A 14211-nucleotide genomic window follows, 5' to 3' on the forward strand; every position below is an offset into this window, starting at 1 on the left:
TCTACTAACATGGTGTCTCAAGACAACTTCATTGTAATGACAAGATCTTAAAGTATCCTGTCAAATTATTAATTTTTTTTAAGATTTCACTATCTTAGTGTGTAAGGTATCGCAGCAGGAAAATAGCAAGTGTTACCGTTGCTGCACCACCGAGACGTGTGGATACCTGGGCAAATGGCATGAGTACCATTCTATCGGCTGCGGAAAGAATCGCAACATCCCCTGTTCCACCCTGGCTGCATCGAGTAGAAGTAATAATCGCAGCTTCAACCGGATACATTTTCATCCACTTGCCAGCAAAATATCCACTCACAACCACCGTTAATACAGTTACAAAAATGGTGATGAAATAAGCAGGGCTAATGACAGAAATCAGTGCCTCCCATGGTGTTTTAGCAACACCTACCGCAAGCAGGAGCGGATACGTTACGGCGATAACAAAGAAACGTTGCATCTGTTGCGCTCCGTCTTCAAGGAATTTTGGCAACCAACCAAAATATTTGGCCAGGAATGCCGCAAAGAGCATGACGATCGGACCAGGCAGACCAACTAACTCAGCGGCTAAGGTACCTAACATGAAGAATCCGATAGCTAAAATGGCTCCGGCAGCCATTTGGTAAAGATCAAGCGGTTTTTTGTTTTTATCCTCTGCAAGTCCCAAAACATCGCTATCTCCTGTTTTGAGCAGCGTGCCATTGCCGGTAAGTTCTGGTTTTTTATCCCCCAGTTTTTTCAACAAGCCGGACAAGATAATTGCACACAAGCTACCCAACATGACCGCAGGAATAACCATGGCAAATTGTTCACCCTGGGTCGAACCTAAAATTTGGCTGTAGCCGATAGAGAGTGGAATCGCACCTTCACCAACGCCTCCCGCCATGATAGGAACAAGAATGTAAAACAAGGTATCATACGCAGGGATTCCCAAAGCCACACCTGTAAGCAAACCAACGCCTGTTCCGAGAACGGATCCGATCGTCAAAGGGACAGCCAATCGAACGACCGCTTTTATCATGAGTTCCCGGTTCATGCCAAGGATACTGCCAGCGATAACAATTGCGATGTACACATACAGGAAATTGGTATTTTCCATAAAATCAGTCACGGAATCAATGGCTGACTGCGGGAGAAGATGAGCATACACCATGTAAGAAGGAACAAATGTTGCCATAATTGCAGCGCCGCCGATATCCTTCAGAATAGGAATGCGCTTTCCAATCTCCGCCAGAATAAAACCATACAATACCATGACAGATACAGCCCCAGGCATATCACTATCGAGCTTTCCGGAGTTCATCAGCAAGTAGACAACAGCCATAAACGGGATATACAGGCCTACAGGAATGACCCCTCCAATCTTGTAATTCAACACCTTTTTCCATTTGGACTCTGTTCGTGGCTGTAGTTTAAGCTCTGCGGCTTCTTGTAGATTATTTGTGACCACTTGATCGCCTCCTAGATGATCAATCTGCGTTTTATCCTCGAATCAATCGCTAGCCCAGGTGTTCACAAGACTTTGTAGTAGAACGCTTTCACTCATTGGATGATTCGAGATAACTAAATTGTAAAAAGCAAATCTTAAAGTATTCTGACTAATCCTTAAATGTTTTTAAGAACCATGTGACAAAAATATGTCAGCGTTTTCAACATGTTTGAGGCAGGCTAAAGAATCTCGACGAGTACGACAAATTCACCGCAGCGGAGAATGTGTTCGTTGGATAGAGAAATAATCAGCCATAGAAAAAAAGCCCCCCGGGTCCATCGGCGCGCTTTCAAGAGAACGTATGTAATTGGATCATGTATAGCTAATCTATCTTTCAACGGAAAAACGATACCCGATTCCCCAGACGGTTTTGATATATTTCGGATTTGTGGGATTTTCCTCAATTTTGGTCCGCAGGTGTCTGATATAGACCATAATCGTATTATTATCGACAACCGTATCTTTCCAGATGTTTTGATATAGCTGTTCTTTCGAGAAGACCTGATTGGGGTGCTCCATAAAAAATTTCATGAGTTGTAATTCTTTTGATGACAGCGCGATTTCCTGATTATTTTTTTGAAACGTATAGGTATGATGATTGAATAGAAATGGTCCCAACGCAATGTGTAAGGCTTGTTGTTTTGATTCCTGAAACTGGCGATATCTTTTAATCTGGTTCTTTACCTGAGCACAAAGCACAGGAGGACTAAATGGCTTGGTAACATAGGCATCTGCCCCAAGTCCAAGTCCAATGATCTGATCTGTGTCTTCTTTTTTCCCGCTCAAAAAAATGATTGGCGTATGGATGCCCATATTACGCGTTTGACCAAGCACATCATATCCGTCAATATTTTCCATCATAATGTCCAGGAGGACGAGATCGAATGGCTCCTCGCTTATCATCCGCATAGCTTCCATGCCGTTTTCAGCCTGAAGCACAACCATTCCATCGCCTTCAAGAACCGTTTTAATCAATTTTCTGACAGCGTTTTCATCATCAACTACCAATACTCTTGGTTTGCTCATTCTTAACCCCATTCCTTTCTATAAGTCCTCTTACGAAAACCCTTTTTAACAATACAAAAAACATCACTTTTTAGTCTAGCATCATTTTAGCCAACTCTATATGTTGTATGTCATACAGTTTCAAAAAACTCCCTGATTCCTTGTTGAATATCTTTATAAAACCTTTTCGTCAAGATTTTGGAAAAATCAATTTCGGATGGATCACACTAATCCTCTAAAAACCCAAAGCTCACTCTACATAGCCTTCATTCACATTATTTCTTTGTCCCTGCTCTTCCAGCAAAGTATGGACCTTTGCGGCATCAGCGAAGCGGATGATTGGAATGTGGAGAAGCGGAGCGTTCGCCTTTGCCTCTGAATTCCCCCCTTGTTCTCGTTTAGAATCAGAGGAATTCAAAGGCAACAGCGATCGGAGGATCAAATCACACGCGCAGCGGTCTCTAATGCTCCATACTCTTTTCTCTCATCTCCACAAACTGCTTTTGAGCCAGCTCGCGATATACCTGATGGGACTCTATTAACTCGGCATGAGTTCCTGCACCCGTCACCTTGCCCTTGTCCAACACGATAATCTGATCGGAGTGAACGACCGTTGACAAACGGTGAGCGATGACAATCGTCGTTCGTCCTTCCATCAGGTTCGCCAGCGCCTTCTGTACCTCATGCTCAGATGAGCTGTCCAAACTGGAGGTAGCCTCATCCAGCATGAGAATGTCCGGGCTGCGAAGAAGCGCACGCGCAATGGCAATCCGTTGGCGCTGCCCGCCGGACAGCTTCATCCCCCGTTCCCCTACCTCAGTATCATAGCCTTGAGGCAAATCCATAATAAACGTATCTGCATATGCCATCTTGGCTGCTTGTCTTACCTCTTCCAAATCAACTTCCCGTCCCAAGCCATACGTGATATTATCTCTGACTGTTCCAGTCATCATGGAGCTTTCCTGCGACACATAACCGATTTTGGAACGCCAGGAGGATAGCGTATATGACGATATCGGCTCATCTCCATAACAGATTTCCCCGACATCTGGCACATAAAAGCGCTCCAGCAATGAAAACAGAGTCGATTTGCCACTTCCACTCGGACCTACGAACGCTGTTGTGCGGTTAGCTGGAATGACCAAACTCGCCTTATGAAGAACCTCTTCTCCTTCGGTATAGGAAAAAGCAACATCACGCAGTACAATATCCCTGCTCTCTTTTGCTGCTTCCTGCTTCAATTCAAGCGGCTCCTCTTCATGATCCAAAATCGTCTGAATCCGTTCAGTAGCTCCAACCACCTTTTGCAAACGAGAATACAAGGTTGTAAACTGTGCCATAGGTGTAATCACTTGAAACAGCAGTAAAATAAAAGCCACTAAATCCCCGGCTGTCAGCACGCCTGATGCCACCCGTACACCACCTACACCCAAAATAATGACCAGCACTGCGGTCAGCAAGAAGGTAGAGATGGGTCCTACAAGAGCCAAAATACGGGATTCCTGTAGACCAAAGCGGAACATCCGGTAGATACGATCCTCTCCGGCCTTCGCTTCTCGGCTTTCTGTTCCGTAAGCCTTCACTAGCCTGATTTCACCGATAACCTGGGTCAGCACTGAGGTCAGATCTGCCATCTCATCCTGCTGCTTTTTGGAGATGCTGTACATTTTCCGTCCTACGGGAAACAAAATAAGAGCTGTTAGCGGAACAATAGTCATAATAATGAGTGTCATAACCCAATCCAGATAAAATAACAACGCAATACCGCCAATAATTGCAATCACATTAGAAATCAGGTTGACAAGATACTCTGTAATGAGGTTCATAATCAGGCTAGTATCATTGGTGACACGACTCATCGTATCTCCTGACCGATTCCGATCAAAGTACGGGATGGGGAGAGACAAAATTTTATGCCATAAGCGTTTGCGCAAATTAGCCACAATTTTGTGTCCGGCATAGTTCAGCATATAAATTGAAACCGCCGAAGCCACAGCTTGAAGCACAAACGCGCCTAGCAAGCCAAAAATGACCATACGGTTCAGTGAAGAAAAGGTCAAACCATCGATTAGTCCCTTGGTCATCAGCGGTACAATTAAACCGGCAATCGTCTGAACCAGGGTCAGAATCATGGCAATGGTGAGAATAGCCTTGGGCGGATGCGCACTCGCAATTAATTTGATAAACCGGCTCATGCCAGCCTTATCGGGTCTTTTACCTGTTTTTTCCTTCTCCCAGCTTTGTTGTTCATCTTGCTGTACATGATGCTCATTTTCCATAAACCATCACCCCCGCTTCCATTCTGACCATTCTTGTCCAAACAACAACACCCGCGCTCTGCGCGGGTATGAACAGTACAGCCTATCTTCGAGTTTACTACACCAGAGAATGAAGTACAAAGTTAGCCACGAACAGTACAGATATGATATACAATGCGACAGGCACTTCCTTGCCTCGTCCTGCTGCCAGCTTGGCTACGGGGTATGCAATAAAACCAAAGGCCATCCCGTCGACAATGCTGTAAGTAAAGGGCATCATTACCATAATCAGAAATGCAGGAAACGCCTCGGTAAAATCACTAAAATCCATCTCACGCACATTTTGCACCATAAGCCCGCCAATAATGATTAATACAGGGGCAATGGCACTATCAGGAATGTAAGCCAGCAGTGGAATGCAGAAGAACGTAGCCCCGAATAATATAGCAGTTACTAACGGTGTCACTCCCGAACGTCCCCCTGCTGCAATACCGGCTGTCGATTCCGCCGCAGCTACCGCCGGACTGCTGCCTAAAATACCGGCAAAAATATTGGTCACCGCCAATACACGCAAACTATTCTTAAAGGTGTCCGGTCTTCCAATCATGTTGGTCTGCGCAGTAATCATACCAATATTCTCAAACAGTACAATCAACAGCAGGAGAAAAACAGCGATCCAGAAGGCTACCGAAGCGATGCCCGAAAAGGACAGTGCTCCAAACAATTGCCCGTATTGCTGCACGGTTTCAGAGGTTCGCACTGTACTTGTCGGCTCAACAGCTCCCAGTACGTAAGCAAGTCCGGTTCCTGCCAGAATGCTGATCAGCAGCCCCCCCTGAACGTTACGGACAAACAACACAATAGCCAGCAGCAACGTTGCACAAGCCGTGATCACCTTAGGGTCATTAAAATGACCGATGGCCACAAAGGTCGTTTGATGAGCAATCACGATACCGCTTTTTTGTAATCCAATAAAGGTTAAAAACAAGCCGATTCCTACCGTAATTCCATGCTGCAAATTATGAGGAATGGCCTGGCTAATCAGCTTGTACAAAGATGTAAATGCTACAATGGCGAATAACATTCCGGTGATGCTTACCACCATCAACGCTTCCTGCCAGCTCAGCTTCATCGAATGTACGAGCGTATAAGTAAAAAAAGCATTGATCCCCATCCCTGGCACAACGACCATGGGGGATTTGCCACCAAAAGCCATCAGCAGACAGCCGATCATGGACGTGAGCAGTGTCCCGAGCATCGCCCCTTGCAGGGGAATCCCAGCATCTGCCAAAATGGTCGCATTGACCATCACAATATATACAACGGAAAAATAAGAAATGGCGCCAGCGGCCAATTCCTTTTTCCAATGATGCTCGGGTTTGAAACCGAGACTTCTGGACCATAGTCCACCCTTCATAGTAATACCCTCCAGCACGTTGTCCAATCTGGTTGCAGCAAACTACGTTATTCCAAACAAAAAGAGCTGCAGTTAACTGTGACACAGGTGAATGTGCCGCACAGAACTACAGGTCTTTAAAGTAAATCCATACAGCTACAGAATCTACAAATATACAGCCATGCTATCTTTGAGACTACACGCCAGCACGCTCCAGCAAATCCTTGACGGCTGCACCGACCATGATCAAGCCTGCTACCGGAGGCACAAAAGCATTGCTCGCAGGCGGCTGCTTCGCTTTCCGGATTTCCGGTGCGTTCGCAGGTACGATTTTTTTCGTAATGTCCTCACGCGGCTTCATTGGCTCCTCATCGGAGAAGACGACCTTGACGCCTTTGGTAATGCCTTCCTTACGCAGCTTGGTCCGAATGACACGGGCAATCGGGTCCATTCTCGTCTGGGAAATATCCACCACCTTAAAACGGCTTGGGTCCATTTTGTTGGCAGCACCCATGCTGGAGATCATCGGAATCCCGCGTTTTAGACATTCCTTGATCAAATGAATTTTGTAAATAATGGTATCCGAGGCATCCAGCACATAATCCAGATCGTATTTAAACAACTCTTCATAAGTTTCTTCGGTGTAAAACATGTTCAATGCAATAGCTTCACATTCAGGGTTAATCAGCTTTACGCGCTCTACCATCAGATCAGCCTTTTTTTGACCTACCGTTGTTGTCAGTGCGTGAATCTGACGGTTAATGTTGGTGATGTCTACGACATCTTTATCAATCAAAATAATACGTCCAATACCCGTCCGGGCCAGTGCTTCGACTGCAATCGAACCGACACCGCCAATACCCAGCACGGCTACCGTACTATTCTTCATAGCTTCCAGACCCTCAGAGCCAATTGCCAGCTCCGTTCGTGAAAATTGATGCAGCATGTGGTATATCCTCCTTACTGATTTTAACTTTAGGCTTAAACACTAGCATACAAACCACGAACCCATTATCCAAAAAAGGGTAACGGGTTCATGGCATTTTATAAGCTATTCACAAGTCAATGAATGGCACTTGTTAAGCCTCACGTTGGTCTTAGGCTTTAGGCGCAACAGGCTTCGGAGCAAGACGAATATGAAGCTGCTCCAATTGGGCATGATCCACTTCGGATGGTGCATCCATCAGCAGGTCTGTCGCACTGGCTGTTTTCGGGAATGCGATGGTTTCACGCAGGTTCGTACGACCTGCAAGCAGCATCACAAGTCGATCAAAACCGAAGGCAATGCCACCATGTGGAGGTGTACCATATTCGAACGCATCCAGCAGGTACCCGAATTTATCCTTCACTTCTTCCGGCGGCAGGTTGAGTGCTTTGAACATTTTCTCCTGAACTTCACGCTTGTAAATCCGCATCGAGCCGCCGCCCACTTCGTAGCCATTCAGTACGATGTCATAAGCCTGAGCACGAACCTGACCTGGATCTGTGTCCAAGAGGGCAAGGTCTTCGTCCTTCGGACGAGTGAACGGATGGTGTTCCGCCACATAACGTTTTTGTTCTTCGTCATAGCCAAGAAGCGGGAAGTCCACGACCCATGCAAATTTGAATGTGTTGTCGTCGATCAGTCCCAGATGACGGCCAATTTTCAGACGAAGCGCACCCAATACATCTGCAACGACTTTTTTATTATCCGCAGAGAAGAGCAACAGGTCGCCTTCTTCAGCTCCCGTGCGCTCCTTCAATACTTCGATTTCTTCCGGTGTAAAGAATTTAACGATAGGCCCCTTGAATTCGCCTTCCTTCACTTGAATCCAGGCCAAGCCCTTAGCTCCATAGCGTGCAGCGTAAGGACCCAGATCATCAATGTCCTTACGGCTCCATGTGCCGCATCCTTTGGCATTGAGGACCTTGACCTCGCCACCCTTTTCAATGACGGAAGCGAACACTTTGACACCACTGGTTGCCACGATATCACTTACTTTAATCAGTTCAAGACCAAAACGCAGGTCTGGCTTGTCAGAGCCGTACTTGTCCATTGCCTCTGCATGTGTAATTCGTTGGAACGGTGTTTCCAGTTCTACACCAATCGTCTCTTTGAACAGCTTGACCATAAGACGCTCCATCATCGGCAGCAAGTCATCCTGTTGCATAAAGGAGGTTTCAATGTCGACCTGCGTAAATTCAGGCTGGCGGTCAGCACGCAAGTCTTCATCACGGAAACAACGAGCAATTTGATAGTAGCGCTCCAGGCCGCCCACCATCAGCAATTGCTTGTACAGTTGTGGCGATTGCGGCAAGGCGAAAAACTCGCCTTCATGTACTCGGCTAGGCACCAGATAGTCACGTGCGCCCTCCGGCGAGCTTTTCGTCAAGATCGGTGTTTCCACCTCGATGAACTCTTCACCGTCCAGGAAGTCACGGAACACCTTAGCCGCTTTGGAACGCAGCTTCAAGGTCTGATGCATCTCAGGACGACGCAGGTCCAGATAACGGTATTTCAAACGCAGCGACTCGTCTACTTCTACGCCATCTTCAATGAAGAATGGAGGTGTTTTGGATGCATTCAATACTTCGATTTCAGTGACGCGCACTTCAATTTCACCTGTCGGCAGGTTCGGGTTAATCGTTTCTGCATCACGCTTGACAACAGTACCAGTAACCTCAAGCACATATTCACTGCGAACACGGTCCGCAATTTGCAGTGCGTCACCAGAATATGCCGGGTTAAACACAATTTGTACAATTCCGCTGCGGTCACGCAGATCGATAAAAAGTACGCCTCCCAAGTCACGACGGGTCTGTACCCAACCGTTCAATGTAACTGTTTCTCCGATATGCGCATCGGTTAATGCGCCGCATTGATGACTCCTTTTCATCATACACACTCCTGTTTATGTTTTAGTGGTTCATGCTATGTGAATCCATCGAAGGAAGCTGCCCCCCGACTGATGCTACATCATGTTCTTTAGCCCAGCTCTTCCACCAGCTGATCCAGCTTCACAGTACGCTGCTCGCCAGTTTCCATGTTTTTCAGTGCAATCTCACCCTGAGCCAGCTCATCCTCACCCAGAATTGCAGTATATCTCGCTTTAAAGCGATCAGCTGATTTCATCTGTGCCTTCATTTTACGGCCCAGATAATCTCGCTCTGCGGAAAATCCGGCTTGACGCAGCTTAAACAGCTGTCTGGTCACTTCCGTTTCTGCCGCTTCACCCAATGCCACCATATAAACATCCAGCGGCTTGGTTTCGTTCAGTTGGATACCCTGATGCTCCAGGATCAACTGAATGCGCTCCAGGCCAATACCGAAGCCGATACCCGGCTGATCCGGTCCTCCCAGTTCTCCAACCAATCCGTTGTAACGGCCGCCTCCACCGATCGTGTCAATGGCACCAATACCTTCGGCTTTGAATTCGAACGCTGTCAGCGTATAATAATCCAGCCCCCGCACCAAACGCGGGTTGACTGTATATTCCACGCCCATGGCATCCAGATTTTGCTTTACTTTCTCAAAGTGTGTGCGGGATTCCTCATCCAGGCTATCCAAAATAGAAGGCGCACCGCCAAATTTGTCCTGATCATCTTTGCTATCCAGCACCCGCAGCGGATTGCGGTCAATCCGTGCTTGGCTCTCCTTGGTCAACGTATCCTTAATAGGCAACAGGAAGTCGACCAGATGTTGACGATAGGCCGCACGGCTGGCTGCATTGCCAACGGAGTTAATCTCCACCTTTACCCCTTTCAAACCCAGCTCACGGCAGAACTGGTACCCGAAAGCGATAACCTCTGCATCCAGCGCCGGATCAACCGCTCCAAATGCTTCAATGCCAAATTGGTGAAATTGACGCTGACGTCCAGCCTGTGGACGTTCATATCGGAACATAGGTCCAATATAATACAGCTTGGTCACATCCGGCTCACCGTACAACTTATTCTCCACATAAGAGCGGACAACCCCTGCTGTCCCCTCCGGACGCAGCGTCATGCTGCGTTTGCCTTTATCCTCAAAAGTATACATTTCCTTTTCCACCACGTCCGTCGTTTCACCCACACCCCGAACGAACAAATTTGTTTGTTCGAACATCGGTGTACGGATTTCGCGGTAATTAAAGCGGCGGCTGATTTCACGGGCTTTTTCCTCGACAACCTGCCATCTTTCTACATTGCCCGGCAGCAAATCCTGCGTTCCTGTCGGCTTCTGAAAGGCCATTAACGTATCCCCCCTCTTAATAAAAACAAAAAAATCCCTCGCCCTGTTAAAATTAACAGGGACGAGGGATTGTCGTTTACAAATCACCCGTGGTACCACCCACATTCCGGAGTTTCCCGGACAACCAGCGCGTAAAAAACGCTCAGTGCCCGTCAGCCTTACACTGACTCCGCTCATACGTATAACGCCCGTAACGCGCAGTACGGCTATTATGCAGGATGGTCCGCTGTTTGGCACAGTTACCCGTGCGCTCTCGGCAGGTGCTCCTCAATTGTTCGCCGCCTGTTCTCGGGGAGGTCATTCGTCCGCTCATCAAGGGAATTTTTACAGCCTGGAAATTCCTCTCTGCGCTTGTGGGTTCGGAGTACTTGGTCCCGTCATCAAATCATTTTTCATTATTTTATGATTTTAATGAACTGCTTCGACAAAGTCAAGACATTCCCTCTAGAATCAAACAAATAGGTCCTATAAAAAGAAAAAAACCTGCGGAAACGGTCCACAGGTTCAAAAGATATATCAAAAGGGGGTCATGCTGTTATTATAATCAACGAATATTAAGGAATGATGTTTCGAATATTACATTTGTATTACAACCACTCTACAGCAGACTATATTCCTCAAGTATCGACAATTGACAATTTACAATCTGAACCCAATAATATCTGCCTTATGTCCAGCCTTCTTCAATTCATCGTAGGGTACCTGCATTTCAGAATCCTCAAACTGGCCAGCCAATAAGAAAAAGAGCCTTTCGGCTCCTTCACTGCGTGATAGATATCATGCCTTACCTACGCGGCAAAGCACCGTGCCCAGGCTTGTTCATGGCTGCTGCAGCATGCTGCAATAACGTATCAGCATCGCGGGTAAGGCTGATCGCCTCCTGAATACTACCGGGGAAAAGCAGTGTAGCGCTTCGATAACCGTCCATTTTTGGGATTTGACGCATTGCTTTGTCTCTCCTGTCACCCTTAAGGCTATCCACCCGGCTTATCACCAGTTGGGATAACATTATCGTCTCCATGAACGGTCATTTTATTCTGCTTCGTGCTGATCCATGCCCACGAACCAACAACGTGTACCTACGAACGTTCGCTATCCAGAATCAGCGTCACCGGGCCCCAGTTGGTTAATGATACATCCATCATCGCCCCAAAAATACCCGTCTCGACCTCCAGACCCTTGGCTCGAAGCTGGCTGTTGAAAAAATCATACAACTTCTCTGCTTCCTCAGGCTTGGCCGCTCCCATAAAATTAGGCCTTCTCCCCTTACGGCAGTCACCATACAATGTAAACTGAGAGACCGACAAAATGGACCCGCCGATATCCAGCACACTGTCGTTCATTTTACCTTCAGCATCATCAAATATGCGTAATCCCGCTGTTTTATCCGCCAAATAAACGGCATCAGCCGCCGTATCTCCCTGACCTATACCGACCAGCAGCATTAATCCGGTTCCGATCTTGCCGACCACCTTTTGATTAACCGTTACCTGAGCGTCTTTACAGCGCTGAATGATGATTTTCATCGACTATCCGCTGTCTCCTTTAACTTTCCCCTTTAAAAGGTGCCTGCAGCCGCAGCACGACTTCTCATAGCGACCTATGGGGGGCTTTATACCCAAATGCGCTACACAAGGCTACAAGCCTTTTTTCACGCTTACAAGGTTATTGCATAATCCGATGCACGGTATATACATCTTTCACCCGTTTGATCCGTTCGACAACAGAATGCAAATGATCCGTATTGCGAATGAGAATCGTAATGTGAATCATCGCCATTTTGTTTTTGTCGGTACGGCCTGTAACGGCCGAGAAGCTGGTTTTGTTCTCGGATATAGCCTGAAGCACTTCGTTCAGCAGACCGTTGCGGTCATGTCCTGTAATCTCAATATCGACGCTGTAATTGACCTCTGCTGCTTCCTCCCACTCAACCTCGATCACACGAGCCTGATCTTCCCCCGTACCCGCAGGAATATTCGGGCAATCTGTCCGGTGAACCGATACGCCGCGGCCACGTGTTACATAACCGATAATGTCGTCTCCCGGCACGGGATTGCAACATCGTGCAAAACGAACGAGTAAATTGTCGACACCTCTGACGCTGACGCCGTTGGTCGGTGTTTTTTTACGTTCGCCCTGCGGCTTGTACTCCTTGACCTCGGTGGTCAGCTCGATTAGCCGTGCCTCTTCCTGCTCCTTGCGCAGCTTCTCTGTCAGACGTGTACAGACCTGAGCTGCGGTGATGCCGCCAAAGCCAATCGCAGACAGCATATCCTCTATATCGTTGAAAGAGAATTTAGCTGCCACTTCCTGAAGCTTATCGTCACTCATCCATATCGAAGGCTCTATATCACGTTTTTTGAGCTCACGCTCCAGATTCTCACGGCCTTTTTCGATATTCTCCTCGCGCTTTTCTTTCTTAAACCATTGCTTGATTTTACTGCGCGCGTGAGAGGACTGGGCAATTTTGATCCAGTCCTGACTAGGTCCATAAGAATGCTTGGACGTCATAATTTCGACGATATCGCCGGTTTTAAGCCGATAGTCCAGTGGCACAATTCTTCCGTTTACCTTGGAGCCAATCGTTCGGTTACCAACTTCAGTATGAATACGGAAAGCAAAGTCCAGCGGAACCGATCCGGCAGGCAGCTCAATGACTTCCCCTTTTGGAGTGAACACAAACACAAGGTCCGAGAAAAAGTCCATTTTGAGCGATTCCACAAATTCCGACGCGTCCTTCGCCTCATTTTGCAGCTCCAGAATTTCTCGAAAAAAAGTGATTTTATCCTCAAAGTTCGTGTTATTGGCTCCGTTGCCTTCTTTATAAGCCCAATGGGCCGCAATCCCGAATTCAGCTGTGCGATGCATATCCACCGTGCGAATTTGCACCTCGGTAGGTTCCCCGTTGGGGCCCACGACTGTTGTATGAAGGGACTGATACATATTGGCCTTAGGCATGGCAATATAATCCTTAAACCGTCCTGGCATAGGCTTCCACAACGTATGGATAATCCCCAGAGTGGCATAACAGTCCTTAATGTTATCCACAATAATACGAATCGCCAGCAAATCATATATTTCATTGAATTGCTTGTTCTTCGTTGTCATTTTTTTAAACACACTGTAAATGTGCTTGGGACGCCCGGAAAGATCAGCCTGAATGCCCATTTCTTCCAGTTTTTCCCTGATACGTACAATAACATTATCAATAAATTGCTCCCGCTCTGCCCGTTTCTTATGCATCAAATTAGCGATGCGATAATACTGCTGAGGATTCAGATAGCGAAGAGCAATATCTTCCATTTCCCATTTAATCGCTGAAATACCTAAGCGGTTCGCAATCGGGCAGAAAATCTCCAGCGTTTCATAAGCAATTCGGCGCTGGCTTTCCTCCGACTGATATTTCAAGGTGCGCATATTATGCAAACGGTCCGCCAGCTTAATAACAATGACACGAATGTCCTGTGCCATGGCAATAAACATTTTTCGATAATTTTCGTTCTGCTGTTCTTCCTTGGAACGGAACTGGATACGCTCCAGCTTCGTCAAACCATCGACAAGCATCGCACATGTATCGCCAAAATGCTCGCGAATCTGCGCCAAAGACACCGTCGTATCCTCCACAACATCATGCAAAAGAGCGGCGATAATGGAGATGGTATCCATCTGCATATTAACGACGATATCAGCAACCGCAAGCGGATGCAGAATATAAGGTTCACCGGACTTGCGCGTCTGCCCCGAATGGGCCTGCTCGGCAAAATCATAGGCGTCCCTGATGCGGATAAGATCTGCTTCTCTGGTATAGGCCCCGGCCTTTTTAAGTAATTGCTCTATCCCCATTCTGCTCTATTCCGTG

At 47.1% G+C, this 14211-nt stretch carries 10 protein-coding genes and 1 pseudogene; all 11 read right to left on the reverse strand.

What is annotated here, in order from left to right:
* Nucleotides 1-94: 94 nt before the first annotated feature.
* The gene (locus WG8_RS17995) at nucleotides 95-1444 is read right to left on the reverse strand and encodes a 2-hydroxycarboxylate transporter family protein (RefSeq protein WP_007431650.1); all 1350 of its coding nucleotides are present in this window, start codon (nucleotides 1442-1444) and stop codon (nucleotides 95-97) included.
* Nucleotides 1445-1810: 366 nt separating this feature from the next.
* Nucleotides 1811-2509 (reverse strand): response regulator transcription factor, encoded by a 699-nt coding sequence (locus WG8_RS18000; RefSeq protein WP_007431651.1) that lies wholly within the window; start codon nucleotides 2507-2509, stop codon nucleotides 1811-1813.
* A 440-nt stretch (nucleotides 2510-2949) separates the two neighbouring features.
* Nucleotides 2950-4767, reverse strand: a complete 1818-nt coding sequence (locus WG8_RS18010; RefSeq protein WP_007431652.1) for an ABC transporter ATP-binding protein — start codon at nucleotides 4765-4767, stop codon at nucleotides 2950-2952.
* Nucleotides 4768-4864: 97 nt separating this feature from the next.
* On the reverse strand, nucleotides 4865-6163 hold the full coding sequence (locus WG8_RS18015; RefSeq protein ID WP_007431653.1) for an NCS2 family permease: 1299 nt from the start codon (nucleotides 6161-6163) through the stop codon (nucleotides 4865-4867).
* A gap of 175 nt (nucleotides 6164-6338) precedes the next feature.
* The gene (locus WG8_RS18020) at nucleotides 6339-7088 is read right to left on the reverse strand and encodes a tRNA threonylcarbamoyladenosine dehydratase (protein ID WP_007431654.1); all 750 of its coding nucleotides are present in this window, start codon (nucleotides 7086-7088) and stop codon (nucleotides 6339-6341) included.
* 151 nt (nucleotides 7089-7239) lie between these two features.
* Complete coding sequence (gene aspS / locus WG8_RS18025) at nucleotides 7240-9018, reverse strand: aspartate--tRNA ligase (protein WP_007431655.1); 1779 nt, start codon at nucleotides 9016-9018, stop codon at nucleotides 7240-7242.
* A gap of 89 nt (nucleotides 9019-9107) precedes the next feature.
* Nucleotides 9108-10352 (reverse strand): histidine--tRNA ligase, encoded by a 1245-nt coding sequence (gene hisS, locus WG8_RS18030; RefSeq protein WP_007431656.1) that lies wholly within the window; start codon nucleotides 10350-10352, stop codon nucleotides 9108-9110.
* A gap of 645 nt (nucleotides 10353-10997) precedes the next feature.
* Nucleotides 10998-11087, reverse strand: a pseudogene (locus WG8_RS28725) (protease); the annotation flags it as partial.
* Between the two features lie 49 nt (nucleotides 11088-11136).
* Nucleotides 11137-11298 carry a hypothetical protein gene (locus WG8_RS27475; protein ID WP_007431657.1) on the reverse strand — a complete coding sequence of 54 codons (162 nt, stop codon included), beginning with the start codon at nucleotides 11296-11298 and terminating at the stop codon, nucleotides 11137-11139.
* Between the two features lie 133 nt (nucleotides 11299-11431).
* Nucleotides 11432-11878, reverse strand: a complete 447-nt coding sequence (gene dtd, locus WG8_RS18035) for a D-aminoacyl-tRNA deacylase (protein WP_007431658.1) — start codon at nucleotides 11876-11878, stop codon at nucleotides 11432-11434.
* A 139-nt stretch (nucleotides 11879-12017) separates the two neighbouring features.
* Nucleotides 12018-14195, reverse strand: a complete 2178-nt coding sequence (locus WG8_RS18040; RefSeq protein WP_007431659.1) for a RelA/SpoT family protein — start codon at nucleotides 14193-14195, stop codon at nucleotides 12018-12020.
* Nucleotides 14196-14211: the final 16 nt, after the last annotated feature.

The organism is Paenibacillus sp. Aloe-11 (genome assembly GCF_000245715.1).
Taxonomy (GTDB): domain Bacteria; phylum Bacillota; class Bacilli; order Paenibacillales; family Paenibacillaceae; genus Paenibacillus; species Paenibacillus kribbensis.

Bases quoted from the DNA above. Each gene is read 5' to 3' on its own strand.
- WG8_RS18000 (WP_007431651.1), bottom strand. From the start codon at position 2,509: ATGAGCAAACCAAGAGTATTGGTAGTTGATGATGAAAACGCTGTCAGA.
- WG8_RS18010 (WP_007431652.1), bottom strand. From the start codon at position 4,767: ATGGAAAATGAGCATCATGTACAGCAAGATGAACAACAAAGCTGGGAG.
- WG8_RS18015 (WP_007431653.1), bottom strand. From the start codon at position 6,163: ATGAAGGGTGGACTATGGTCCAGAAGTCTCGGTTTCAAACCCGAGCAT.
- WG8_RS18020 (WP_007431654.1), bottom strand. From the start codon at position 7,088: ATGCTGCATCAATTTTCACGAACGGAGCTGGCAATTGGCTCTGAGGGT.
- aspS (WP_007431655.1), bottom strand. From the start codon at position 9,018: ATGAAAAGGAGTCATCAATGCGGCGCATTAACCGATGCGCATATCGGA.
- hisS (WP_007431656.1), bottom strand. From the start codon at position 10,352: ATGGCCTTTCAGAAGCCGACAGGAACGCAGGATTTGCTGCCGGGCAAT.
- WG8_RS27475 (WP_007431657.1), bottom strand. From the start codon at position 11,298: ATGCGTCAAATCCCAAAAATGGACGGTTATCGAAGCGCTACACTGCTT.
- dtd (WP_007431658.1), bottom strand. From the start codon at position 11,878: ATGAAAATCATCATTCAGCGCTGTAAAGACGCTCAGGTAACGGTTAAT.
- WG8_RS18040 (WP_007431659.1), bottom strand. From the start codon at position 14,195: ATGGGGATAGAGCAATTACTTAAAAAGGCCGGGGCCTATACCAGAGAA.